The sequence below is a fragment of the Novosphingobium sp. HR1a genome, assembly GCF_015594425.1.
Taxonomy (GTDB): Bacteria; Pseudomonadota; Alphaproteobacteria; order Sphingomonadales; family Sphingomonadaceae; genus Novosphingobium; species Novosphingobium resinovorum_A.
In genome coordinates this window covers 16,360-40,609 of record NZ_JABXWS010000049.1, presented here as the reverse complement: position 1 = coordinate 40,609, position 24,250 = coordinate 16,360, and the positions used below count along the sequence as shown (strand labels likewise).

At 67.2% G+C, this 24,250-nt stretch carries 20 protein-coding genes; 7 read left to right on the top strand and 13 right to left on the bottom strand.

Going from position 1 to position 24,250, the window contains the following annotated elements:
* Window positions 1-24 precede the first annotated feature (24 nt).
* A complete protein-coding gene (locus HWN72_RS12935) occupies window positions 25-489 on the bottom strand; it encodes an Lrp/AsnC family transcriptional regulator (protein ID WP_008829249.1) in 465 nt (154 codons plus the stop codon).
* A 106-nt stretch (window positions 490-595) separates the two neighbouring features.
* On the opposite strand from HWN72_RS12935, the gene phhA reads away from it, so the two are divergent.
* The 4 genes from phhA to maiA all read left to right on the top strand — a co-directional run bounded on the left by phhA (window position 596) and on the right by maiA (window position 3,850).
* Complete coding sequence (gene phhA / locus HWN72_RS12930; RefSeq protein ID WP_036526326.1) at window positions 596-1,450, top strand: phenylalanine 4-monooxygenase; 855 nt, start codon at window positions 596-598, stop codon at window positions 1,448-1,450.
* Window positions 1,447-2,547 carry a 4-hydroxyphenylpyruvate dioxygenase gene (hppD, locus tag HWN72_RS12925; protein ID WP_008828271.1) on the top strand — a complete coding sequence of 367 codons (1,101 nt, stop codon included), beginning with the start codon at window positions 1,447-1,449 and terminating at the stop codon, window positions 2,545-2,547. The genes phhA and hppD overlap by 4 nt, the downstream gene beginning before the upstream one ends.
* Before the next feature lie 77 nt (window positions 2,548-2,624).
* Window positions 2,625-3,179, top strand: a complete 555-nt coding sequence (locus tag HWN72_RS12920) for a VOC family protein (protein WP_008828272.1) — start codon at window positions 2,625-2,627, stop codon at window positions 3,177-3,179.
* 5 nt (window positions 3,180-3,184) lie between these two features.
* Window positions 3,185-3,850 carry a maleylacetoacetate isomerase gene (gene maiA / locus HWN72_RS12915; protein WP_197524355.1) on the top strand — a complete coding sequence of 222 codons (666 nt, stop codon included), beginning with the start codon at window positions 3,185-3,187 and terminating at the stop codon, window positions 3,848-3,850.
* Here the strand turns inward: maiA and HWN72_RS12910 are convergent.
* The 6 genes from HWN72_RS12910 to HWN72_RS12885 all read right to left on the bottom strand — a co-directional run bounded on the left by HWN72_RS12910 (window position 3,828) and on the right by HWN72_RS12885 (window position 10,619).
* Window positions 3,828-4,505 carry an HAD family phosphatase gene (locus tag HWN72_RS12910; protein WP_008828274.1) on the bottom strand — a complete coding sequence of 226 codons (678 nt, stop codon included), beginning with the start codon at window positions 4,503-4,505 and terminating at the stop codon, window positions 3,828-3,830. The two genes, maiA and HWN72_RS12910, sit on opposite strands and share 23 nt — an antisense overlap.
* Before the next feature lie 102 nt (window positions 4,506-4,607).
* Window positions 4,608-5,861: an N-succinylarginine dihydrolase gene (locus HWN72_RS12905; protein WP_069708212.1), complete on the bottom strand. Its 1,254-nt coding sequence runs from the start codon at window positions 5,859-5,861 to the stop codon at window positions 4,608-4,610.
* Between the two features lie 108 nt (window positions 5,862-5,969).
* A complete protein-coding gene (locus HWN72_RS12900) occupies window positions 5,970-6,980 on the bottom strand; it encodes an arginine N-succinyltransferase (protein WP_008828276.1) in 1,011 nt (336 codons plus the stop codon).
* Complete coding sequence (locus HWN72_RS12895) at window positions 6,977-8,182, bottom strand: hydrolase (protein ID WP_069708211.1); 1,206 nt, start codon at window positions 8,180-8,182, stop codon at window positions 6,977-6,979. The genes HWN72_RS12900 and HWN72_RS12895 overlap by 4 nt, the downstream gene beginning before the upstream one ends.
* The gene (astD, locus tag HWN72_RS12890) at window positions 8,179-9,600 is read right to left on the bottom strand and encodes a succinylglutamate-semialdehyde dehydrogenase (protein WP_211150411.1); all 1,422 of its coding nucleotides are present in this window, start codon (window positions 9,598-9,600) and stop codon (window positions 8,179-8,181) included. The genes HWN72_RS12895 and astD overlap by 4 nt, the downstream gene beginning before the upstream one ends.
* Complete coding sequence (locus tag HWN72_RS12885; RefSeq protein ID WP_036526438.1) at window positions 9,597-10,619, bottom strand: 2-oxoadipate dioxygenase/decarboxylase family protein; 1,023 nt, start codon at window positions 10,617-10,619, stop codon at window positions 9,597-9,599. The genes astD and HWN72_RS12885 overlap by 4 nt, the downstream gene beginning before the upstream one ends.
* A 154-nt stretch (window positions 10,620-10,773) precedes the next feature.
* Between HWN72_RS12885 and HWN72_RS12880 the strand changes: the two genes are divergently transcribed.
* Complete coding sequence (locus tag HWN72_RS12880; RefSeq protein ID WP_036526312.1) at window positions 10,774-11,838, top strand: nitronate monooxygenase family protein; 1,065 nt, start codon at window positions 10,774-10,776, stop codon at window positions 11,836-11,838.
* Between the two features lie 225 nt (window positions 11,839-12,063).
* Here HWN72_RS12880 and HWN72_RS12875 read toward each other — a convergent pair whose 3' ends face one another.
* The 5 genes from HWN72_RS12875 to zwf all read right to left on the bottom strand — a co-directional run bounded on the left by HWN72_RS12875 (window position 12,064) and on the right by zwf (window position 19,877).
* Window positions 12,064-14,874: a phosphoenolpyruvate carboxylase gene (locus tag HWN72_RS12875; protein WP_036526310.1), complete on the bottom strand. Its 2,811-nt coding sequence runs from the start codon at window positions 14,872-14,874 to the stop codon at window positions 12,064-12,066.
* On the bottom strand, window positions 14,874-15,500 hold the full coding sequence (gene eda, locus HWN72_RS12870) for a bifunctional 4-hydroxy-2-oxoglutarate aldolase/2-dehydro-3-deoxy-phosphogluconate aldolase (protein WP_036526308.1): 627 nt from the start codon (window positions 15,498-15,500) through the stop codon (window positions 14,874-14,876). Before eda ends, HWN72_RS12875 begins: the two co-directional genes overlap by 1 nt.
* Window positions 15,500-16,492, bottom strand: coding sequence for a glucokinase (locus HWN72_RS12865; RefSeq protein ID WP_036526305.1), 993 nt, complete (start codon window positions 16,490-16,492; stop codon window positions 15,500-15,502). Before HWN72_RS12865 ends, eda begins: the two co-directional genes overlap by 1 nt.
* Entirely contained in the window at window positions 16,489-18,303 is a 1,815-nt protein-coding gene (edd, locus tag HWN72_RS12860) for a phosphogluconate dehydratase (protein ID WP_036526302.1), read from the bottom strand. The genes HWN72_RS12865 and edd overlap by 4 nt, the downstream gene beginning before the upstream one ends.
* 131 nt (window positions 18,304-18,434) lie before the next feature.
* Window positions 18,435-19,877: a glucose-6-phosphate dehydrogenase gene (gene zwf, locus HWN72_RS12855; protein ID WP_008828285.1), complete on the bottom strand. Its 1,443-nt coding sequence runs from the start codon at window positions 19,875-19,877 to the stop codon at window positions 18,435-18,437.
* Window positions 19,878-20,190: 313 nt separating this feature from the next.
* Between zwf and HWN72_RS12850 the strand changes: the two genes are divergently transcribed.
* A complete protein-coding gene (locus HWN72_RS12850; RefSeq protein ID WP_036526301.1) occupies window positions 20,191-21,177 on the top strand; it encodes a cell wall metabolism sensor histidine kinase WalK in 987 nt (328 codons plus the stop codon).
* Window positions 21,178-21,291: 114 nt separating this feature from the next.
* Here the strand turns inward: HWN72_RS12850 and HWN72_RS12845 are convergent, their stop codons facing one another.
* Complete coding sequence (locus HWN72_RS12845) at window positions 21,292-22,671, bottom strand: OprO/OprP family phosphate-selective porin (protein ID WP_248005990.1); 1,380 nt, start codon at window positions 22,669-22,671, stop codon at window positions 21,292-21,294.
* A gap of 505 nt (window positions 22,672-23,176) precedes the next feature.
* Between HWN72_RS12845 and HWN72_RS12840 the strand changes: the two genes are divergently transcribed.
* Window positions 23,177-24,223, top strand: a complete 1,047-nt coding sequence (locus tag HWN72_RS12840) for a substrate-binding domain-containing protein (protein ID WP_036526299.1) — start codon at window positions 23,177-23,179, stop codon at window positions 24,221-24,223.
* Window positions 24,224-24,250: the final 27 nt, after the last annotated feature.

Below are 24,250 nucleotides of genomic sequence, written 5' to 3'. Positions count from 1 at the left end.
GGAGGGGTTGGGGGTGGGCCTTTTCTATATTTCCACCGGAACCGCGCGGTCTTCCTTGATCGTCTCCAGCACGATGATCGACTTCACGTCGCGCACCCCCGGGATCCGCAGCAAGGTGCGCAGCGTGATCTGCGAGAGATGCTCCACGTTGCGCGCGATCACCCGGACCAGATAGTCCATGTCCCCGGTCACCGCATGGCAGGCGATCACGTAGGGATTGTCGGCGATCGCCTGCTCGAACCGGGCGATGTTCTCGTCCACATGGGCGACGAGGTTGATCAGCACGTAGGCTTCCAGCTCGAAGCCCAGCCGCCTCGGGTCGAGCACAGGTGCATAGCCCCGAATCACGCCTTCATCCTCCAGCCGCTTGATGCGGCGGCTGACCGGCGTTGCGGAAAGCGCCACCCGCTCCGCCACTTGCGCCACCGGCATGCGCGCATCTTCCTGCAACGCCGCGATGATCCCGCGATCGAATTCGTCCAGTTGCACGGATCACCTCTCTAGGCTGGTTTTATTGGGTGATTCCACCAATAGCACGTCTCTATGCCCTCGCAATCGCACGGAACTGAAGCGGGGCCTCTGGTATTGTACTCCTATGAAGAAGCCGTCGACGATCACGTCAAACAGCGGCCTTCGGGGAGAGTACGACCGGGCCGCCGACGACTATACCGTCGCGCAGGACTGGCATGCCTATACCCCGGAGATGCATGCGCGCTGGCGCCGCCTCTACGCGCGCCAGTCCGCGCTGGTCCGCACCCATGCCTGTGCATCGTTCCGCGAGGGGCTGGCACGGCTGGACTGCGCCGAGGGCATCCCGCGCTTCGCCGACGCCAACCGCGTGCTTCAGGCGGCGACCGGCTGGCGGCTGGTGGCGGTGCCCGGCTTCATCCCCGATGCGGTGTTCTTCGACCACCTCGCGCACCGCCGCTTCCCGGTGACCCGCTGGCTGCGCGAGGAGCACGAGCTGGACTATCTCGCCGAGCCGGACGTGTTCCACGATTTCTTCGGCCACGTGCCGATGCTGCTCGATCCGACCATAGCCGATTTCCTGGAGCTTTACGGCAAGGCCGGGGCGCGGGCGATGGCGATGGGCGCGCTGGACATGCTGGCGCGCATCTACTGGTACACCATCGAGTTCGGACTGGTGCGGGAGGACGGCGCGCTGAAGGTCTTCGGCGCGGGGATCATCTCGTCGGCGGGCGAGACGCGCTTTTCGATCGAGGACCGCGAGGTGCTGCGGCTGCCGTTCGACCCGGTGCGGGTGATGCGCACCAGCTACATGATCGACAGCTTCCAGAAGACCTACTTCGTCCTCGAAAGCCTGCCGCAACTGATCGAGGCGCTCGTCAGCCTCGATTTCGGCCCCGTCTACGAAACCTGGCGGCACGAACCGCCGTTACCGGCAGGCGAAGCGTTGCCGGAAGAAACCCCGATAGGAGCACTCGCATGACCGACCTTTTCGACAATCCCATCGGTCTCGACGGGTTCGAGTTCGTGGAATTCTCCGCGCCGGACAAGGGCGTGCTGGAGCCGGTGTTCGAGGCCATGGGCTTCACCCGGATCGCGCGCCACCGCTCCAAGGATGTGGAACTGTGGCGGCAGGGCTCGATTAACTTCATCACCAATTACGAACCCGGCAGCCCCGCGTGGTTCTTCAGCCGCGAGCATGGCCCGTCCGCCTGCGGCATGGGCTTTCGCGTGCGCGATGCGCGCGCCGCCTATGCAGAATTGCTGGCACGCTCGGCCGAGCCGGTGCAGGTGGCGACCGGGCCGATGGAACTGCACCTGCCGGGCATTCGCGGCATCGGCAATTCGATCATCTACCTGATCGACCGCTACGAGCGCGGCGGGGACGGCGCGCTGTCGATCTACGACATCGACTTCGATTACCTGCCCGGCGTCGATCGCCACCCGGCGGGCGCGGGCTTCGCGGAGATCGATCACCTCACGCACAACGTCTACGGCGGGCGCATGGCCTACTGGGCGGATTACTACGAGAAGCTCTTCAATTTCCGCGAGATCCGCTACTTCGACATCAAGGGCGAATACACCGGCCTGACCAGCCGCGCGCTGACCGCGCCCGACGGCAAGATCCGTATCCCGCTCAACGAGGAAGCCGAAGGCGGGAAGGGCCAGATCGACGAATTCCTGCGCGCCTTCAACGGCGAGGGCATCCAGCACATCGCGCTGATCTGCGACGATCTTCTCGGCGCGTGGGACAAGCTCAAGGCGCTCGGCGTGCCGTTCATGACCGCGCCGCCCGAGACGTACTACGAGATGCTGGAGGAGCGCCTGCCCGGCCACGGCCAGCCAGTCGAGGCGCTGAAGATGCGCGGCATCCTGCTCGACGGTACGGTCGAAGGCGGCCAGCCCCGCCTCCTCCTGCAGATATTCGCCGAAGCGCGCGTCGGGCCGGTGTTCTTCGAGTTCATCGAGCGGCGCGGCGACGACGGTTTCGGCAATGGCAACTTCAAGGCGCTGTTCGAGAGCATGGAACGTGATCAGATCCGGCGCGGTGTGCTCAAGGTTAGCGAGCCGGCGGAGTGACATGACCCACCCCCTCTCGTCATTGCTTCGCTACGCTCGCAATGACGGGGCAAGGGGGAAAGATCGGGAGAGAACCTATGACCAATACCGCACCCACCCTCGGCGGCATCCATCACGTGGCTTACCGCTGCAAGGACGCCAAGCAGACCGTGGACTTCTACCGCGACGTACTCGGCATGGATTTCATGCTGGCGATCGCCGAGGACACGGTGCCCTCCACCGGCGCGCCCGATCCCTACATGCACGTCTTCCTCGACTGCGGCGGCGGCAATGTGCTGGCCTTCTTCGAACTGCCCAATGCGCCCGACATGGGCCGCGACGAGGCCACCCCCGCATGGGTCCAGCACATCGCCTTCAAGGTGGAGAGCGAGGGCGACCTCGTTTCCGCCAAGGCCCGCGCCGAGGCCGCCGGGCTGGAGGTGATCGGCCCGACCCACCATGGCGTGTTCAAGTCGATCTACTTCTTCGATCCCAACGGCCATCGCCTCGAACTCGCCTGGCAGTTCGGCACCGTGGACCAGATGGCGTCCCTGCGCGCCGTCGCCGACGACATGCTCGACGAATGGGCGCGCACTCGCAAGGCGCCGCGCCATGCGGCGTGGCTGCACGAGAAGATCGCGGCGGAAAGCTGAGTGCCATGCTGCGGCTCCACGGCTACTGGCGCAGTTCGACGAGCTACCGGGTCCGCCTTGCGCTGAACCTCAAGCGGCTCGATCATGAGAACGTGCCGGTGAACCTGCTGGCGGGAGAGCAGCGGGGTGAGGGTTATCGGGCGCTGAACCCTTTCGCGGGCGTGCCGGTGCTGGAAGCGGACGGTGCGGTGCGGGCGCAGTCGATGGCGATCCTCGAATGGCTGGACGAGCGCTATCCCGAACGCCCGCTCTTGCCGGAGGGCATCGAGGAGCGTTTCGCGGCGCGCGAACTGGCCTCGGCTATAGCCACCGAACTGCACGCACCGCTCAACCTGCCGGTGCTGCAGTACCTAAAGCACGACCTCGGCCATGCTCAGGCGGACGTGGACTTGTGGTACTGGCACTGGCTGGAGAAGACCCTGACCGGCGTGGAGGCGCGGCTGGCGCAGCGCGGCTCGGGCGATTTCCTGTTCGGCGCGCCGGGCTACTTCGAGTGCGTCGCCTTGCCGCAGCTCTACAATGCGCGGCGCTTCGCGTTCGACCTCTCGGGCTATCCGCGCCTCACGCGGATCGAGGCGGCGTGTCTGGAACTCCCGGAATTCCTGGCGGCGCACCCGGACCATCAGCCCGAAGCGAGCGGGACGACAATCAGCCCTCGACCGGCGCCATGAGCAATTCGCGCAGGGCGTCGAGGCTGGGCAGAACGGTCGCTCCGGCAGCCGTCATAGCCTCGGTCGCGGGCAGCAGATCGGGAACCATGACCGTGGCGATGCCCGCCGAGGTGGCGGACAGCACGCCCGCGTAGCTGTCCTCGATGGCAACGCAGTGCGCCGGATCGACGCCGAGGCGCTCGGCGGCCAGCAGGTAGGGTTCGGGGTGCGGCTTGGCCTGCGACACGTCGCTGCGGGTGACGATGACGTCGAAGTAGCCGAGCAGGCCCGCCTTCTCCAGTCGCGGCGGCACCAGTTCGCCCGCCGTCGATGTGCAGAGCGCCAGCGGGATGCCCGCCGCGAGGAAATGTTCGAGGATCGGCACCGCGCCGGGGCGCAGGTCGACGCCTTCGTCCAGCATGGCCATGAACAGCGCGTCCGCCTCTTCATAGAAGCGCGCCAGCGGGAACTCGGGGCCCAGGCGCTGGGCGAGCATGACCTCGTTGAGATCGCGGCTGACGCCCACCATCGTATCGAGAATCTCCTCCCCCAGCGGCCAGCCGATCGCCTGGGACGTCAGCGCATAGCTGCGATGGTGCGCGGCCTCGGTGGCGATGAGGGTGCCGTCCATGTCGAAGATGGCGGCGCGGATGGGATCGGGGAAGGACTTGGGCATAGTCTCAATATGTAGGCGCGGTGCGGCGGGGCTATTGCAAAAAACGGAACTTGGCGGAGGGTTTGTGCAAGTGAGGCCACCCCGTCCGGCTAGGCCTGAACCTTACCCCGCGAGTTCCTCCAGCCCCAGTTCCACGCACAGGGCCGAGCGTGCTTCCACGCAGGCGGCCCACAGCGCCGGGCTGGCGAGGTCCCCCACCGCGATGTGCTCGGGCCACAGCCTTGCGACCAGTGCCTCGATCCGGTCCAGCTTTTCCGGCGTCGCGATGAAGCGCGGGTCTACCGTCGCCGGGTCCGCCACCACCCGCAGGCGCAGGCAGGCGGGGCCGCCGCCGTTGGCCATGCTTTCGCGCAGGTCGTGGACGAAGAGGTGGCGGATCGGGCCGTTCCCGGCGACGTGCGCTTCCAGCCAGCGCCAGACCGAGGGCGTCTCGCGCGCCTCGCCGGGGAGCACCAGCGCGGCCTCTCCCGAGGGCAGCGTCACCAACTGGGCGTTGAACAGGTAGGAGGTGATCGCGTCCGCAAGGCTGACCTCGGCGGCGGGGACTTCGACGATCTCGATCTCCGGCAGCTTCGCACGCAGCTCGGCATAGAGCGCATCGCGGTCAGCGAAAGCGAGTTCGTGGGTGAACAGCACCCGCTCGTTGGCCACGGCGACGACATCGTTGTGGAACGCGCCCGCCGCGATCGCCTCGTCCGACTGGCGGGCGAAGACAGTGCGCGTCGGCGAGAGGCCGTGAATGCGCGCGACGGCTTCGCTTGCCTCGCGATGCTGGCGGGCGGGGTAGGGGCCTCCGGTCACGCCATAGACGAAGACTTCGATGCCCGGCGTGTCGTGGCCCGCGCACAGCCGCATGTGGTTGGCCGCGCCCTCGTCGCCGAAGGGCGCAGGGATCGGCGCGTGGACGGCGAAGTGCGCCTCGTTTGCGAAGGCGATCTGAAGTTGCGCCAGCGTTTCGCGCCATTCGTGGCTGCGGTGAGGCATCGTCACGAGGTTGGCGACGGTGAGGTGGCAGCGTCCGTCCGCCGTGTCTGCCGCGGGCGAGACAGTCGCCGCGTTCGCCGCCCACATCGAGGAGGCCGACAGGGAGTTGGCGCGCAGGACCGCGTCTGCGGCCTCGACCGTGGTGCCGAGCTGGTGCAGCCACACCTCGTCGGGGCGGCGCTGGGGGAGGAAGAAGCCCTGCGCCAGCCCGCGCTCGAGATTGGCGCGCATCTTCGCCAGCCCCTGCAGCGCGGCGGTGCGCGGGGCGGACACCTTGCCGAAGTTCTTCGTCGAGGCGAGGTTGCCCAGGCTCAGTCCTGCATAGTTGTGGCTGGGGCCGACGATGCCGTCGAAGTTGATCTCTGTGCGCATGGAATTGAGCCTAGCTGGATGGGGTTATTGCGCAAGGCCCACCCCGCTGCGACTAGCGCACGAGACTTGGCAGCTTGCTGCCTAGCCGCAGCGGGGTGGGTTAGGCGTTCACGCCGGAGCGACCGTCACCGCATCGCCCACGCCGAGGCCAAGCAGCGCCGCCGCCGCCTCGTCCAGCGCGCCATCCTCGCTCACGCAGCCGAGGCAGGCACGGAATTCCGCCAGCCGCCCGGTCGCGATCAGGTGCGTCGGTTCGTCCTCCCGCACCGGGACCACCGCCGATACCGTCACCGTCTTCGCCTGTTTCACCGTGCGGATGCCATCGGTCTTCGCGATCATCGTCGGGCCGCCGTCGAAGATGTCGATGTAGTTCTGGAAGGCGAAGCCCTCGCTTTCCAGCATCCGCATGGCCGGGCGGCCGGAATAGTGCGGCTGGCCCATCACCTGCCGTGCGCCTTCGGAGAGCAGCGCAGTGTAGATCGGGTGCTTGGGCATCAGGTCGGCGATGAACTGGTTGCCGTGCTTGGCGTTGAACTCGTCGGCGTCGCGGAAACTCATGTCGAAGAAGCGGCCCGCGAGGCCGTCCCAGAACGGCGAGTTGCCCGCATCGTCGATGGCGCCGCGCAGCTCGGCCAAGGTCGTCTCGCCGAAACGCTCGCGGTGCATGGCGATGAACAGGTAGCGGCTGCGGGCCAGCAGCTTGCCGACACCCGCCGAACGCTCGGTAGCGTCGAGATAGAGCCCGCCGACTTCGCTCGCCCCGTCGAGGTCTGTGGACAGGGTCAGCATCTCGGCGCGGAAGGTGCGGTCGAGTTCCTTGGAATGCTGGGTGATGCGGCCGATGCGGTAGGAGTAGAACGGCAGTTCGGTGCCCACTTGCGAGAACGCCTGACAGGTGCCACGCACCTTCCCGGTTTCGGTGTCTTCGAGGATGAAGGCGAAGAGGTCGTTGGCGATTTCGCCGTCATCGCGGGCGAAGCATTTGGCGGCGCGTTCCAGCTTGCCTTTCAGCGTCGGCTTGTCGGGCGGCAGGTTGGTGAAGCCGCCGCCGGTGCCCTTGGCCATGCGGTAGAGCGCTTCGAGATCGCCCTCGCGCGCGGTGCGCAGCAGGAAGGTCATGCGTGTAGTGCTCCCCTGTCGAGACGGTGCAGGACGAGGGCCGTAAGGCGGGCGCGGGCGTCTAGCGAACTGGCGATCATGAACTCCTGCGGTGAATGGATCGAGCCCCCCAGCGCGCCCATCGTGTCGAGCACGGGAACGCCGCAGGCGGCGATGTTGTTGCCGTCGCACACGCCGCCGGTGTCCTGCCAGCGCATCGGCTGGCCCAAATCGGCGGCGGCCTTGCTGACGAGGCCGAACAGCGCCTCGGTCTTCGGCGTGATCGGCTTGGGCGGGCGCGAGACGTGGCCGTGGAGGTGGATATGGACGTCGTGCACCGCGCTGACCTCGGCGACGGCGGCCTCCAACAGCGCGCGGGCGACTTCCGCCAGTTCCGGTGAGCGGGGGCGCAAGTTGAAATGCAGGATCGCGAGGTCGGGCACAGTGTTGTTGGGCGCGCCGCCCTCGATCCGGGCAGGGTTGATGGTGAGGCCGTCACGAATGCCCGCCGCAAGCCGCAGCCCGAGGTCGCCGGCGGCGAGCACGGCATTGCGCCCGTCCTGCGGATTGCGCCCGGCATGGGCGGAAAGCCCGGTGACGACGGCGGCGTAATTGCCCGAACCCGGCCGCGCGCGGGCCATCGAGCCGTCGGGAAGGCCGGGCTCATAGGTCAGCGCGGCCAGCTTGACTTGCGCCAATTGTGCGATCAGCGCGGCGGAGGACAGCGAGCCGGTCTCCTCGTCGCTGTTGATGAGCACGTCGTAGCCCATCATCGGCGTACCCTGCTCGAAGGCGAGAAGTCCGGCGAGCATCAGCGACAGGCCGCCCTTCATGTCGGCGGTGCCGGGGCCGTTCAGGGTGTCCGCGTCGAGCCAGGTGCAGCTCTGGAACGGGTGCTCGCGGGCGTAGACGGTGTCCATGTGTCCGGTCAGGATCACCCGGTGGTCGGCCTCGGGGCGGACCGACAGGACGAGGTGGCGACCGTGGCCGACCTCGCGCAACTGGCCCTTGCCGTCGACTTTCTCGACCGGCGCGGGATCGACGAGGCGGACCTCGCCCGGCAGCGCGGCGAAGGCGTGGGCCAGCCGGTCGGCCATCGCCGCAAGGCCGTCCAGATTGCCCGTGCCGCTGTTGATCGCGGCCCAGTCCAGCGTCCGGTCGAGGATCGGCGCGTGCTCGATCGCTTCGAGCAGGTCCAGTTCCTCGCCCGACAGCGCGCTCATGGCCTGAGCTTGCCGTTCAGGGCGCCTGCGTTGCCCGAGGCGTCCGTCGCCTCGAAGCTGGCGACTGGGTAGGCGCAGTAATCGGCGGCATAGTAGGCGCTCGGCCGGTGGTTGCCGCTCTCGCCAAGCCCGCCGAAGGGCATCGAGCCCGCCGCGCCGGTGGTCGGGCGGTTGCGGTTGACCACGCCCGCGCGGCATTCGACGAGGAAGCGCTCCCACAGTGCGTCGTCGGCGCTTACGAGCCCGGCGGAGAGACCGAAGCGGGTGTTGTTCGCGGCTTCCATCGCGGCGTCGAAGTCCGGCACGCGGCTGACCTGCAGGACGGGGGCGAAGATTTCCTCGTCCGGCACGAACACGCCGGTCACGTCGAGCATGGCGGGGGTGACGAAGGCGGCGGAGCGGCCCTCGACCCCGGTGAAGGGGCGGATGACCTGCGCGCCGCGTGTCACGAGGCCGTCGAAGCGGGCCTTCGCGGCGGCGGCAGCAGCATCGGAGATCAGCGGGCCAATCCACGGCTCGGGCGTCTCGTTCCAGGCACCGATGACGATGCGGTCGGCGAGGGCCGCGACGGCCTCCACCAGCGCGGAGCCGAAGGCGGTGTCGGGCACGATCAGCCGCCGTGCGCAGGAGCAGCGCTGGCCGGTGGTGATGAAGGCCGATTGCACGACGACCGACGCGGCCTCGTCGACGTCGCCGTCCCAGGCCACCAAGGGATTGTTGCCGCCCAGTTCGAGGGCGAGGATCACGTCGGGCCGGTCGGCGAAGACGCGGCGGAAATGCGCGCCCGCGCCCGCCGAGCCGGTGAAGAGCAGCCCGTCGATCGCGCCCGCGACCAGCGCCTCGCCGGTTTCGCGCCCGCCCTGGATGCACTGGAAGACGTGGGGGTGATCGGCAAGGGCCTCGGCCCAGCACTCGGCCATCAGCGCGCCGGTGGCGGGCGTCATCTCGGAGGGCTTGAAGACCACCGTGTTGCCCGCGAGCAGGGCTGGCACGATGTGGCCATTGGGCAGGTGGCCGGGAAAGTTGAACGGACCGAGCACCGCCATCACGCCGTGGGGACGGTGACGCAGCACGGCCTGCCCGAACGGCATGTCGGTGCGCTTCTCGCCCGCGCGCTCAGCCTGCGCCGCGATCGAGATACCGACCTTGCCGATCATCGAGGCGACTTCGGTGCGGGTTTCCCAGAGCGGTTTGCCGGTTTCGCGCGCGATGGTTTCGGCGAGCGCGTCCTTGCGGGCCTCAAGCGCGCTTCTGTAGCGTTCTGCCGCCTTTGTGCGGGTTTCCACAGGGAATGAGCCCCAGTGAGCAAATGCCTTGCGCGCGCGAAGAAGCGCGGCCGAAACCACTTCGGAATCGGCAACTTCGCCTTCCCAGACAAGCGTGCCGTCAACCGGATCGAAGGATTTGAGGGTGGTCATGCCTGCTGCCTCGTCACCGCGAAGATTCCGGTCGCATTGCCACTGTCGAACGTGAGGTCGAGGAGGCCGGTTTCCGGGTCGATGTCGCGTGAAATGAACTCGTAGAACGACCCCGGAACTTCGCGGATGACCTCGCTGCCGTCGGGCAGGCGGAAGGGCCGGGCGACTTTGTCGGCCAGGATTGCGGTCTGCCGCACGCGGCCATTGCGGGAAATCTCGACGGCCGGTTTCAGCGGATAACCCTCTGATTTCAAAGAATCGGAATGAGCCTCGACGTCGGGGACGCGGGTGGTCGCATGGTTGAAAGCATTGCCCTCGGTGGCGATCCAGGCACCTTCCTTGCTATGCTCCAGCAGCGCTTCGTAATCCGCCAGCGTCGGGGCAGCGTGCTGCCGGTCGAAGGCACGCAAGGCCCCGCGCAGAATGGTCACCCCGTCCTCGATCCAACAGTCCCCATCGCGCGCGAGCACATCGAGTGCGGCCCACTCGGCCTCCCCCAAGGGATCGACGGAAGCGCCGAATATGGCGGCCGCGGCGGCCTGCGCGGTGCCGGGAAGCTGGTCGATGTGCAATTCGGAAACGAAGAACTGCGGCACGGAGGCGGGCAGGTCGACCTGCACATAGGCGCGGCCGGTCATCGTCAGCGCGGGCAGGGGGTAGAGCCCGCGCACTTCATAACCCAGCGGAGCGAGGAAACGGCCGAAAGCCTCATGTCCCGAGGGGAGCGCGCCGGTCGCACCGTCGATCGTGCGCAGGGCGCCGTGGTCGAAGACAATCGGCTCACCAGCGGCGCGCATCCGGTCGATATAGCGGGCGGCGGTCGGCACTCGCTCCAAAAGGTCGAGGAAAAGCACGGCGTTGAGCGCCATGGCCACTTGCGCGCGGCTGGTGCGCTCGGCCGATCCGGCCAGTTCCGGTGCGATCCGAAGCGTCTCCAGAGCGTCTTGCGCCTTGGCCTCACCGACAATCGGCCCGAGCAGGCGAGCGAGCGTTCCAAAGTCCGAAGATACAGGAATCATCGATCCCCCGTTGTTCATTTATTGCGTGTACGGGAAACATAGGAAAGCCATTTGCGGAAGTCCATGCCCCTGCGAAAGAAGCCTGCGAGGCAGCATCTTTGTGTTTTCACGGTAGGCGCTTAGAAGGCCATCAGGTCAATGGATGGAGCGGGTTATGGTGTTTCTCGAAAGGCTCGGCGTGAGCCTGCCCCTCATTCAGGCACCGATGGCCGGGACCAGCACTCCGCTGCTGGCGGCGGAAGTCTCGAATGCCGGGGCGCTCGGCTCGATCGGCGTCGGCGCGACGGATGCTGGCGGCGCGCGGGCCATGATCGGGGAACTGCGCGAGCGTACGGATCGCCCCTTCAACGTGAACCTGTTCGTCCATCGCACGCCAGTTGCCGACGCCGCATGCGAGGCGGCGTGGCTGGACTGGCTGCGCCCGCTCTTCGCCGAGTTCGGGGCCGAGCGGCCACAAACTCTGCAATCGCCTTATACGAGTTTCGCGGATGATCCTGCGATGCTGGCGATGTTGCTGGAGACCCGGCCGCCGGTGGTGAGCTTTCATTTCGGCCTGCCCGCCGCCGATGCCATCGCCGCGTTGCGCGAGCGCGGCATCGTGATGCTGGCGACGGCGACGAATATCGATGAGGCGCGCGCCATCGCGGCAGCCGGGATTGACGCCGTGGTCGCGCAAGGAATCGAGGCGGGCGGTCATCGCGGTATGTTCGATCCCGGAGCGCCCGATCCCGGGCTCGGCACCATGGCGCTGACGCGGCTGCTGGTGCGCGAAGCCGGACTACCGGTGATTGCCGCGGGCGGCATCATGGACGGCGCCGGGATCGCCGCCGCGCTCGATCTCGGCGCGGTGGCGGCGCAACTCGGGACCGCCTTCATCGATTGCCCGGAATCGGCGGCGGACGAGGGCTATCGTGCAGCGCTCAAGGGGCCGGGTGCGTGGCACACGACACTGACGCCGCTGGTGTCAGGGCGCCCCGCGCGGGCGCTGGCGAACCGGTTCACGGCGCTCGCAGCAGAGGTGGGCGGGCGGCAGGTGCCGGACTATCCGATCACCTATCACGCCGGGAAAGCACTGAATGCTGCGGCCAAGGCGAAGGGCGAGTACGGGTTCGGAGCGCAGTGGGCCGGTCAGGGCGCACCGCTGGCGCGGACAATGCCTGCAGCCGAGATGGTCGCGGTTCTGATGGCGGAACTGAAAGCCGTGAGGACGCGGGGCTAGCCCGGATCCGCGATCTTTCACCCATTTCCCGTCACCCTGAACTCGTTTCAGGGTCCATTTCGCCGATAGTGCGGTAGCTGGATCAGCAAACCGACAGCGCGGCGTAAGCAGCGACGCTCCGGCACCAATTGCTCGATGGACCCTGAAACGAGTTCAGGGTGACGGGGGCGTTACAGGTGTGGGAGGGCGTGGTTCCGGCTCGGGAACCACGCCCTCAAATCCCCATCACCCGTGCGCGCCGAACTCGTTCGCCAGCGCGGTGGTGATCCGCAACGACAACGCATAGGACCGCGCGATCGGGTCGATGAAGTCCTTGTGGATCTGCGCATAGCCCGTCGCGCTGGAATCCGGGTAGTCGCTGGGGGCGTCCACCGCGAAGTCGCTGATCGAGGGGAAATGCACCGGGAAGGCGCGGCGCAGCTGGGCCAGGCCGTCCTCGACGCGCAGGGTGAAGAACATCTCCAGCACGTCGTCGCGGCTGATGTCGTTGGCGCGGCTGAACTGCGGGGTCATCACCGAGCGCAGGAACATGTGCTGGAACAGCGCGATGCGCAGCGCATGGAGCACGCCGAGCGAACGGCGCGTATGCTCGCGGTCGGCCTGCGGAGCCTCGTCCGGGACGAGATCGAGCAGGCGGTGCAGCTTCAGCGCATCGACGCGCAGGCGCGAGGCGAGGCGGCGGTAGACACCGGCGCGGTCGTCCTTGGTCAGATATTCCGCCAGCTTGAGGCAGGCGTCCGCAATGTTCTCCTCACCACCGCGATAGGGACGGCTGGCCCAGTAGGCCGAGTTGAACAGCTCGCCATAAGCCGAGACGGTCTTGATCGAGGCGAGCGCATTGGCGGCGCGGGCGAGGCGCACGATCTGGCGGCCTCGCGCGGATTCGCGCAGCAGGCCGGCGATTTCCTCGCGGTTTCCGTCGGCCGCCGTGCCGATGCCGGCGATCACGTTCACCGGGTAACCCAGCTGCTGCAGGATCGCGTTATGCGGGATCGCGCGGATCTGGCGCAGGTTCATCGAGCGGTCGGAGGCAAGGTCCGACTGGCGGCGCGACTTGCGGCTGCCGGTATCGTTCAGCAGGCCGAGGCCGAACGCGGTGATCGCGCGGCTGTAGGTCGAGCTTTCCAGATGTTCGTGCTGGACCGAACGGATCGCGCGGTAGAAGTCGAGGCTGAGGTCGGTGCGGCGGTAGAACAGGTCCGTCGGCACGTTGACGTCGGCGTCCCACAGCGGGCGCTCGGCCATGCGGGTGAGGGTGGCCAGCGCCAGTCCGTCCGAGCCGAACCAGAGGTAGCCGTCGCCGCCCTGGAAGCTGACTTCGGGCTCCAGCCTGATCCCTGCGCGCAGAAAGCGGCGGCGGGCCCAGGGCGACATCTGCCAGTCGAACCGGTCGTCGATGCTGGAGGGGTGGCAGCCGCGACCCATCGATTCGCCGCCGGTGTTGAAGATCAGCGCGCAGACGTCGGACAAGCCGTTGGCGGCCATGGCTTCCGACAGGCGGCCCTGCAGGCGTTCGATGGCGAGCGCGGCAGGCACCTGACCCACGAAGCGGCCTGCGTCGGAGAAGCCGGTCTGGATTGAGACGCGGCCACGCCGCCTTGCGTAATCGCGGTAGGCGGGCTCGGCCAGCACCGCGTCGAGGAAGCGGCCGCCGTGTTCCAGCGCGGTTTCGGTCTCGAACAGCGGCGAGACGTCGACCTTCTCGTCGATACCGAACATGCGCGCGAAATAGAGCGCGGCGAGCACGGTGGTCGGCTCCTCGCACTCGGCCACCAGCATGCGGATCGGCGCGTCGGCGTCGATGTGGCCGAGGATCTGCGCCATCGCGAGGAACTGGCGCACGGCGGTGCTGTTCTCGATCGCCAGCGCCGCGAAGTTGGACTTGAGCGGCTTCACTTCGGCCAGCAGCTCGCGCATCCGCACCAGCGCGGCCTGGCTGGCAAGGCTGAGCTTGCCGTCCGGATCGATGCGGCGGCGGATCGCGTTCTGCAGCTGCGAGGCGTTCACGCGGAAGTGGATGCCGCCCATGCCGAGGCCGTCGGCGCGCATCGCGGCGGCGGTGACGAGGAGGGCGCGCGCCTGCTCCTGATCGGCGTGGCGGGCCTCGTCCTCAAGCCGGGTGATCACGCCTTCGAGGCTGATGATCTTGTCGGCGTGCTCGGCGGTGAGGCCGTTGGCGGCGGCGGACAGCGCCTCGGGATCGGTGAGATCCTGCTTGAAGGCAGCGACGGCCTCTGCCGTGTGGGCGTGGGCGCGGGAGAGCTGCGCCGCGATTTCCGGTGCGGCCTGCTCCAGCGCTTCGGCGTAACCGGCCAGACGTTGGGCCTTTTCCTCAAGCCGGTAGCGGATCGAGGTGGACCACGAGATGTCGGTGCGGCCGTCCATGTCGTAGCCGACCCAGTGGGCGAAGCGCACCGGCATCGGGTTCAGGCCCTTCCAGCGCTTGGGCCAGCGGGCGGCGGCAAGGTCGAACAGGCGGGCGTTGATGCGATCACGCGCCTTCTGGCCGCGTGCCATCGCCGCCATCGCCGCGTCATGCTCGGAATCGAGCGTGATCGTGTCGCGAGCGGGCGAGGCGACGCAGACCGAGGCTACGCTGAAATCGCCGTTGGAGGCGGAGGTGGTGACGGCTTCGGTCTGCGCGGCGGTCAGCAGGAAGGTCGGGTGCGCGGTGAAGACGACATGCGCCGCCGGGCGCTGCCAACGCACCGCGAAGGCGGTGAAGTCGTCGTCATCGGCGGTCTTGGCGGCAAGTGCGTCGAGCGCCTTGTCGTTCTCCGCGATGGGCATGGTGCCCAGAATGCGGTCGAGCCGGGAAGCGCGGGCGCGCAGCCCCTCGCAGTCCATTTCGGAAACGAGCGCCTCGATGTCGTCGAGGGACATCTCGCCGTTTTCCAGTGCCCGCGACAGTTCCAGTCCGAGCTGGAACACGGGGTTGAACAGCGGCGTCACCGCCGTGAGCTTGTGCAGCTCCTTGAGGCGGGCGTCGAGAGCATCGACGGTGCCCAGCGCCAACTGGCCCGACCCGGCCGCCATCAGCGGGCGAGGCCCGCTGCGAGGCGTGCTTCGGCCTCGATCTTGGCGACGTCCGGCTTGCCCTTGGGGACCATCCAGCTGCCGCCGACACAGATCACCGCGTCCAGCGCCAGCCATTCGGGCGCGTTCTGCGGGGTGACGCCGCCGGTTGGGCAGAATTTCGCGGCCATCAGCGGGGCGGAGATCGCCTTCAGCGCGGGCGGGCCGCCGGCTGCCATCGCCGGGAAGAACTTCAGGCGGTCGAACCCGCATTCCAGCGCGAACATCACGTCGCTGGCGTTGGCGGTGCCGGGAAGGAAGGGGATCTTCGACTTGTAGGCGGCTTCGGCGAGGTTCGGCGTCAGGCCGGGCGAGACGATGAACTCGGCGCCCGCGTCGATCGAACGCTTGAGGTCGTCCGGCGTCAGCACCGTGCCTGCGCCGACGACGGCGCCGGGGACCTGCTTCATCACCTTGATCGCCTCGATCGCGCATTCGGTGCGCAGCGTCACCTCCAGTGCGGGCAGGCCGCCGGCGACGAGCGCCTCGGCGATCGGCAGGGCGTGCTCGATGTCCTCGATGACCAGAACCGGGATCACCGGGGCGAGGCGCATGACCTTCTCGACGGCTTCTGATACGCTAGTCATTACTGGAGGTGCTCCCTTGCGAAGGCGGCCGCTGCGCCGAACAGGCCGGGCTGCGGATGAGTGATGAGCTTGACGGGCAGGGTGGCCATCAGGCCGGCGAAGCGGCCTTTGGCGCGGAACCGCTCGGCAAAGCCCGAGGTCTTGATGGTCTCGCGGATGCGGTAGCCAAGGCCACCGGCGATGACGACGCCGCTGGCGCCCTGCGCCAGCGCGCAGTCGCCCGCCGCCGCGCCGAGCGCGAGGCAGAAACGGTCCACGGCGGCGACGGCAAGGCTGTCCGTGCCTTCCGCGGCGGCGGTCCAGATCTGCACGTCGGTCAGTTCGTGGATCGCCTTGTGCTCCATCGCGGCCAGCGTCGCGTAGATATCGACGATGGCCGGGCCGGAGACGACGCGCTCCACCGAGACGCGGGTGTGGCGCTTGCGCAGACGGGCGAGGATGGCGTCCTCGATCTGGTCGAGCGGGGCGTAGTCGGTGTGGCCGCCCTCGGTCGCCTGGACGTGGTAGCTGCCCCCCTCTGATTTAGGACGGCCATCGCGGTAGAGGTGCGCCACGCCAAGGCCGGTGCCGGGGCCGAGGATGCTGAGCGTGCCCGATGCGGGCAGCGCCTCGTCCGGGCCGGTCAGATAGAGGAAGTCGCTCTCGTCCGCGCAGGCGACGGCGTGGGCGACGGCCGCGAAGTCGTTGATGATGGTCTGGCGCGTGGGGCCAAGCATCTCCTGGATCTTCGCGGGGCGCAGGATCCAGGGGTTGTTGGTGAACTTGATGACCTCGTTGCCGACCGGGCCTGCCACCGACATGGCGACGGCATCGGGCAGGGTGCCGCCGTTCATGGCGCGGAACGCCTCCCACGCCAGCTGGAAGCTGCCGTGGTCCTTGGTGTGCAGCGTGGCGGGTTCGCCCAGCGTGATCCGGCCGTCATCGCCGATAGTGGCGATGGCGAAGCGGGCATGGGTGCCGCCGATGTCGACGGCTACGATTTCCGTCGTCACAGCCCGGCAACCTCCAGCATCGACGAGCCGCCGTGTTCGGCGCTCGACGCGTTGATGCGGAACATCGCGAAGAGTTCGCGGCCGGTGCCCATCGCGGGCGGCGGGGTCGGCGCAGGTTCGCGGCCCGAAAGGTCGGCGGTGGTGGAGATCGTGCCGTCCTCTGCCGAGAGACGCACGATGTCACCGTCGCGCAGGTACGCCAGCGGACCGCCCGCGAAGGCTTCAGGGGTGACGTGAATGGCGGCGGGCACCTTGCCCGAAGCGCCCGACATGCGCCCGTCCGTCACGAGCGCGACCTTGTGACCGCGATCCTGCAGGACGCCCAGCGGCGGGGTCAGCTTGTGCAGTTCGGGCATGCCGTTGGCGCGCGGGCCCTGGAAGCGGACGACGACGATGACGTCCTTGTCCAGTTCGCCGGCCTTGAACGCCTTCGCCACGCCTTCCTGATCGTCGAACACGCGGCACGGGGCCTCGATCGTCCAGCGTTCGGCATCGACCGCGCTGGTCTTGAAGGTGCCGCGGCCCAGGTTGCCGTCCACCAGACGCATGCCGCCATCGGGCAGGAACGGGTTGGAGACCGGGCGCAGCATCGTGTCGTCGCCGCTGACCGCCGGGGCGGGGGTCCAGCCCAGTTCGCCATCGACCATCACCGGCTCGTCCGCATAGGCGCTCATGCCGCCTTCGGCCACGGTCAGGATGTCCCGGTGGGCGAGGCCGCTGTCGAGCAGCTCGCGGATCACCCAGGCCATGCCGCCCGCCGCGTGGAAGTGGTTCACGTCGCCCGAGCCGTTGGGATAGGCGCGGGTGATGAGCGGGACCACGCCCGAAAGCTCGTCGAAGTCCTGCCAGTCGATCAGGATGCCGCCCGCGCGCGCCATGGCGGGCAGGTGGATCGCGTGATTGGTCGAGCCGCCGGTGGCGAGCAGACCGGCGATGGCGTTGACGATCGCCTTTTCGTCCACGACCTTGGCCATCGGGCGATAGTCCCCGCCCTTGCGGGTCATCGCCGCCAGACGGTGCGTGGCCGAGCGGGTCAGCGCGGTGCGCAGCGGGGTGTTCGGCGGCACGAACGCGGCGTTCGGCATGTGCAGCCCCATCATCTCCATCATCATCTGGTTGGAGTTGGCGGTGCCGTAGAAGGTGCAGGTGCCCGGCGAGTGATAGCTGGCGCTTTCGCTGGCGAGCAGTTCCTCGCGGCCGACCTTGCCTTCGGCGTAGAGCTGGCGGACCTTCTGCTTCTCCTTGTTGGAGATGCCGGTGGGCATCGGGCCGGACGGCACGAAGATCGCGGGCAGGTGGCCGAAGCGCAGCGCGCCGATGACGAGGCCGGGGACGATCTTGTCGCAGATGCCCAGCAGCGCCATGCCGTCGAACATCGCGTGGGACAGGGCGACGCCGGTGGACAGCGCGATGACGTCGCGGCTGAACAGCGACAGCTCCATGCCGTCGAAGCCCTGCGTCACGCCGTCGCACATGGCGGGCACGCCGCCCGCGACCTGGGCCGTGGCGCCCACTTCACGCGCGAACAGCTTCATCTGCTCGGGGTAGCGGCCGTAGGGCTGATGCGCCGAGAGCATGTCGTTGTAGGCGGTGACGATGCCGAGGTTGACCGCCTTGTTCCCGGCGATCGTCGCCTTGTCCTCGCCCGAGGCGGCGAAGCCGTGCGCGAGGTTGGAGCACGAGAGGAAGCTGCGGTCGGAATGGCGGTCCGTCTCGCGGGCGATCATGTCGAGATAGCGCGCGCGGCTGTCCTTCGACCGTTCGATAATACGGTCGGTGACGCGCGCGACCACCGGGTGGAGGTTGGTCATGGTCTACTCCTGGTCTTTCGCGACATCCGGCTTCTTCCCGCCCCGCATGTGCGCGGGACGGTAACCGGTGTCAATCGCTATATTCCGGCCCGTATGGGCCTGCTCAAGCAAACTTCGGTGCTGGCACGAGGTCACTCGTGCCAGGTTACTCCGTCACGTTCGGCGAGGGCGATCGCGGCGGACGGCCCCCAGCTTCCGGCAGTGTAAGTCTTGGGCTCCTGCGCCTGTTCCTCCCAGCCGGAGCGGATCGCGTCGATCCATTCCCATTGGGCTTCCACTTCGTCGCGGCGCACGAACAGGGTCTGGTCGCCTTCGATGAGGTCAAGCAGCAGGCGTTCGTAGGCGATGCGGCGCTGGTGGTCGGCGAAGGCGTCGGGGCGGGTGATCGCCAGCGGCACCGAGCGCAGGCCGTAGCCGTCGCGGTCCAGCCCCGGCACCTTGGCCATGAGCGAGAGGGTGATGTTCTCTTCCGGCTGGATGCCGATGACGAGGCGGTTGGGCACCGTCTTCGCGCCGCGACCGTGGAAGATCGAGTGCGGCACGTCGCGGAACTGCACGACGATCTCGGTCGTGCGCTTGGGCAGGCGCTTGCCGGTGCGCATGTAGAAGGGCACGCCCTGCCAGCGCCAGTTGTCGATGAAGCCCTTGATCGCGACGAAGGTTTCGGTGTTCGAATCCTTGCCGAGTTCTTCATCATAGCCGGGAACGGCCTTGCCGGTGATCGCGCCTGCGCGGTACTGGCCGGTGACGGTTTCCTCGGGCTTCACCTTGCGCAGCGAGTGAAGGACCTTGACCTTCTCGTTGCGGATCGAGGTGGCGTTGTACGAAACCGGCGGCTCCATCGCCACGAGCGCGAGCAACTGGAGCATGTGGTTCTGCACCATGTCGCGCAAGGCGCCGCTGTCGTCGTAGTAGGCGACGCGCGATTCGAGGCCCACGGTCTCGGCCACGGTGATCTGCACGTGGTCGATGTGCGCGGCGTTCCACAGCGGCTCGAACATCAGGTTGGCGAAGCGCAGCGCCAGGATGTTCTGCACCGTCTCCTTGCCGAGATAGTGGTCGATCCGGAAGATCCGGTCCTCGGGGAAGGCGCTGGCCACCGCGTCATTGATGACCTTGCTCGATGCGAGGTCCACCCCGAGCGGCTTTTCGAGCCCGATGCGCACGTTGCCGCTGGCAAGGCCGCTCTTTTCGAGGCCGTGGATGGTCGGTTCGAACAGGCTGGGCGCGGTGGACAGGAAGATCGACAGGCCCTGCTTCGGGGTGCCCACCTTCTCGGCCAGCGCGTGGAAGCTGTCGATGTCGTTGGCGTCGAGCGGCTGGTAGCTCAGCCGGTTGAGGAACTGCGCCAGGCTGCCTCGGCGACCGGCGGGCAGGAACTGCTCCAGCGATTCGCGCGCGAAGTTGCGGAAGCCCTGGTCGTCCATGTCCGACCGGGCGGTGCCGATGATTTCGATGTCAGGACCCAGCAGGCCTTCCGCGTCGAGCGCGCAAAGCGAGGGGAGGAGCATCCTGCGTGAAAGATCGCCCGTGGCGCCGAAGAGGAGCAGGCGATCGGAAGTGAATTGCGTCACGGTACCCTTTCCACCGGACGACCGCGCTCCTCCTCGCAGCCGTTGATGATTGTTCTCAAGGCTGCACGGCGTCATGTCCACTTGTGGGCGGACTGCCATGCGGTTGCGCCATAACAAAGGCCGCCGCCGAGCGCTAGGGCGCTGAAGGCATGCAAGCACGTTTTCCAAACTCGCCGAGGGGCGAATGGACACGGAAATGTCATTTCCGGCGTTGGTGAATACGAATGTTGCAACAATAGTGTCTTGGAACCATGTCACGCGCGGATTTGAATCTTCGGTGCACACCCACCGCGACCTCAGGAGCATTACAGGCATGAGCATCGAGGGCGTCCACCTCCTCGAACATCTCCAGACCCCCGCGATGATGATCGTGCGGGGGCAGGTGCGCTTCGCCAACAGCGCGGCGAAGGCACTGCTGGGCGCGCATATCGTCGGGCAGGACGTGCGCATCGCCATTCGCGAGCCGCGCGCGGTCGCCGCGATTCTCAGCGACGAGGGCGGTTCGGCGCGGGTCAAGGGGCTGTCCACCGGCGGGTCGGTGTGGGAAGTCGACTGCAAGGTCGTCGGTCTCTACGAGCGGCTGGTCAGCCTCTACGACTTGTCGGAGCGGGTCAGCGTGGCCAAGTCCCACGCCGATTTCGTCGCCAATGCCAGCCACGAACTGCGTACCCCGCTCGCCAACGTCATCGGTTATTGCGAGACGCTGATGAACCCCAAGGCGGGCGGCGACGAGGCGTTGCGCAACCGGTTCCTCGGCACCATCCGCCACGAGGCGCAGCGGATGCAGGCGCTGATCTCGGACCTCATGTCGCTCTCGCGCATCGAGGCGGTGAAGCACGAGGCGCCGTCGGACAGCGTCGATCTGGTGGCGATGGCGAACGAGGTCGCGGGTGAATTCAAAGGCGCCATGGAGGTCCATGTCCGCGCCAACCAGCCCGATACGGTCATCGCCGGAGATCGCGGCCAGCTTTCGCAGGTCCTTCGCAACCTGATCGACAACGCGCGCAAGTACGCCAGGCCGGGCGGGCCGGTAGAGGTCTCGGTGGAAGCCGCCAGCACCGGCTGGGTGCTCGTCACCGTGCGCGACGAGGGGGAGGGCATCGCACCCGAGCACTTGCCGCGCGTGACCGAGCGCTTCTACCGCGCCGACACCAGCCGCAGCCGGGCGGCGGGCGGAACGGGGCTGGGCCTCTCGATCGTCAAGCACATCGTCGAGCGGCACCGCGGCCGCTTCGACATCGAGAGCCGGCAGGGCATCGGCACCACCGCCTCGCTGATGCTGCCGCTCAAGGGAGAGTAAGGTACGGCCGAGGGAGCTTCGACAAGCTCAGCCTGAGCGGAGGCAGGGTAAACTTCCCAATTCCGCTCAGGCTGAGCTTGTCGAAGCCCCCTCGGCGCACAGCGTCACCCAGTCTCAGAAATCAAGCTCGAAGCGCGTGCCCACCACGTTGGCGTCGTAGCTGCGCTCGCCTGAGGGCAGCGCCGCCGCTCCGTTATAGCGCATCAGCGCGTAATTGACGTTGAAGCGCAGGTACTGGATCGGCGACCACACCAGTGCGGCGATATAGCCGTTCTGCGTTCCGCCGCGAATGTCGCGGTCGTTGAGGTCCAGCCAGTCGTAGCGCAGCGCCACCTGGATCGAGCCGGGGCCGTCCTTGTCGAGCGGATGGGCAGGCGCGTTGGTCGTGAAGATGCCGCCCTTGTACCCGCGCGAATCGCCCTCGGTGAGGAAATAGCCGACTTCGCCGTAGGCCCCCTGGAAGCCCACGGTTGGCAGGCCCACGCGGTCGGCGGCGAGGTGGTAGTATTCCGCCGCGCCCCACCAGCGGCCGGAGATCGCCGCCATTTCCGCGCCGTACATCGTCTCGTCCTCGACGTTCATCGCGGGCGTGCCGATCAGGCGGGTGTTGGTGCCGTGGGCATAGGGACGCTGCCGATAGCGGGTGCTTGCCTCGGCCAGACGCCCGAGCCGGCGCCAGTGCGCCGAGCCTGCCAGATGCAGCTGGATCTTGCCCAGCCTGGGCGCGAACACCAGCCGTCCATCGACCGAATAGCTGTTGTTCTCGTCCCCGCCGTTGACCCCGTCGGTTGAATTGGCGAGCGAAGTCGGATCGTCGGTGAACACGCCCAACTGCGCGATCCACGGACCCTTGCCGTACTGCATGCCAAGGCCGAGGCGTCGCTCGAAGTTGAAGGCGTCGGTGAAGGCGGCCCGCTCCATGACGCTGCCCGAGGTGTCGCCGGTCAGTTCGTCGAGCGACCAGAACGCATTCTGGTTGCCAATCTGCACCTGCCACGGCCCGTTCCTGTACGTGATGAAGGTATCGACGAGGTCCACCGCGTTGTCGGAAAGCTCGAACTCCAGTTTGTACGAGAGATTGCGGGTCAGCGATCCCTCGCCGCCAAGCCTCAGGCGGCGCATCTCGCTGGAGAAACCCAGTCCCCGGTCGTCGAGTCCCCCGGGGGCGGAAACGAATCCGGCATCGGCCTGGATGCGGCCCTTGACCTTGAAGGCCTTGCCGCCTTGCGTGAATTGCGGACTGCCCTTCCATGCGATCGCGGTTTCGTCGTCGGACTTCACAATCGGATCGGTCGTGGCGGCGAGAATGGGCGCCGAGGTGTTGGTCTGCCGTGTGACGGAGTCCGTTGCCGCGGTCTGCACGTCCGGTGTCGAACCAAGTCGGCGTTCCAGGGCTTCGAGCCGAGCGCGAAGAGCCCGGACCTCGGTACGCAGCGCTTCGGCGTCCTCCCCGTTCGCGGGGTGTGCAAAGGCAGGCACGGCCATGGTTGTCATGACGAGGGCCATGGCGGTTCCGGCAGCAAATGTGCGCATCGGCGTCGGTTTCTCTCGCAAGGAATCGGGTGTCTTGCGGGTGGCCAGTATGTCCTCAAAATGACGGTTAAATGACATTTCCGAGACAGCCTCTCGCATTCCGCCAGCGGATGGGGCCGTTTTGCGGGCGTTACGGAAGGTTTCGGTGCGAGAACGTTGCAAAATAATGACAGGTGCTTGCGTCTTCGACCGATGCCCGCCCTGATGCGTCAGGGCGATTCGAAGGCGGCAAAGCGCTTTCATCGACGTGCTTGCCATCGGTTGCGCTCACTCGTAGACCCCGTCCAAGCGCATGTATCTGCAAGGTCGGGCAAAACCCGTCCGGGCATGGCGGGGAAACGGCCGCCTGGGCACCGTTGGGACGGGCAATTTTATCAGGCCGCGCAACGATGTCATCTTTTTGTCATGGAAGTGTCATTGAAGCCCAATAGGGGCGTCCCAGGATAGAAGCCCAAGGGGTTTATCAATGCGTACGACCAAGACTTTCATTTTCGCCGCCGTCTCGCTTGCCGCTCTCAGCGCTTGCGGTGGTTCGGGTGGTTCCTCGGCCGGTTCGCGCGATTTCGTGCGCGCCGTCGGTTCCTCGACCGTCTACCCGTTCGCCACTGCGGTTGCGGAAGGCTACGCCAAGGCTGCTGGCGTGAAGTCGCCGGTCATCGAATCGACCGGCACGGGCGCGGGCATGAAGCTGTTCTGCGCCGGCGTCGGCGCCCAGCACCCCGACATCGAGGACGCCTCGCGCCGGATGAAGAAGTCCGAGTACGAGGAATGCCAGAAGAACGGCGTCAAGGAGATCGTCGAGGTCCAGGTCGGCATCGACGGCATCGCCTTCGCCGAATCGAAGAGTGGCCCCGGCTTCCAGCTGACCCCGACCGACATCTACAAGGCGCTGGCGGCCAACCCCTTCGGCAAGCCCAACACCGCGAAGACCTGGAAGGACGTCAATCCGTCGCTCCCCGCCGAGCCGATCCTCGTCTACGGCCCGCCCTCGACCTCCGGCACGCGTGACGCGCTCAAGGAACTGATCCTCGAGGCCGGTTGCAAGACCGATGCCGCCACCAAGGCGCTCAAGGACAGCGACAAGAACAAGTACGAGGCAGTCTGTCACGACATTCGCGAGGATGGTCCTTATGTGGACGCCGGCGAGAACGACAACCTGATCGTCCAGAAAATCTCGCAGAACCCCAAGGCCGTCGGCATCTTCGGCTACTCGTTCCTCGAAGAGAACCCGGACAGCCTGAAGGGTATCCCGATGTCGGGCGTGACGCCGACTTACGCGACGATCTCGGACTATTCCTACCCTGGTGCGCGTCCGCTCTACATCTACGTGAAGAAGCAGCACCTCGCGCCGATCAAGAGCCTGCAGGGCTACGTCGCCGAGTGGGTGAAGTCGTGGGGCCCCGATGGCCTGGCCCAGAAGAAGGGCATGGTCATTTCGCCGGACGACGTGCGCAAGAAAAGCGCCGACATCGTCGCGAACATGACCCCGCTCGACCCTGCCGAGCTGAAGTAAGCACTTGAGGAAAGGGCCGGGCGGCCA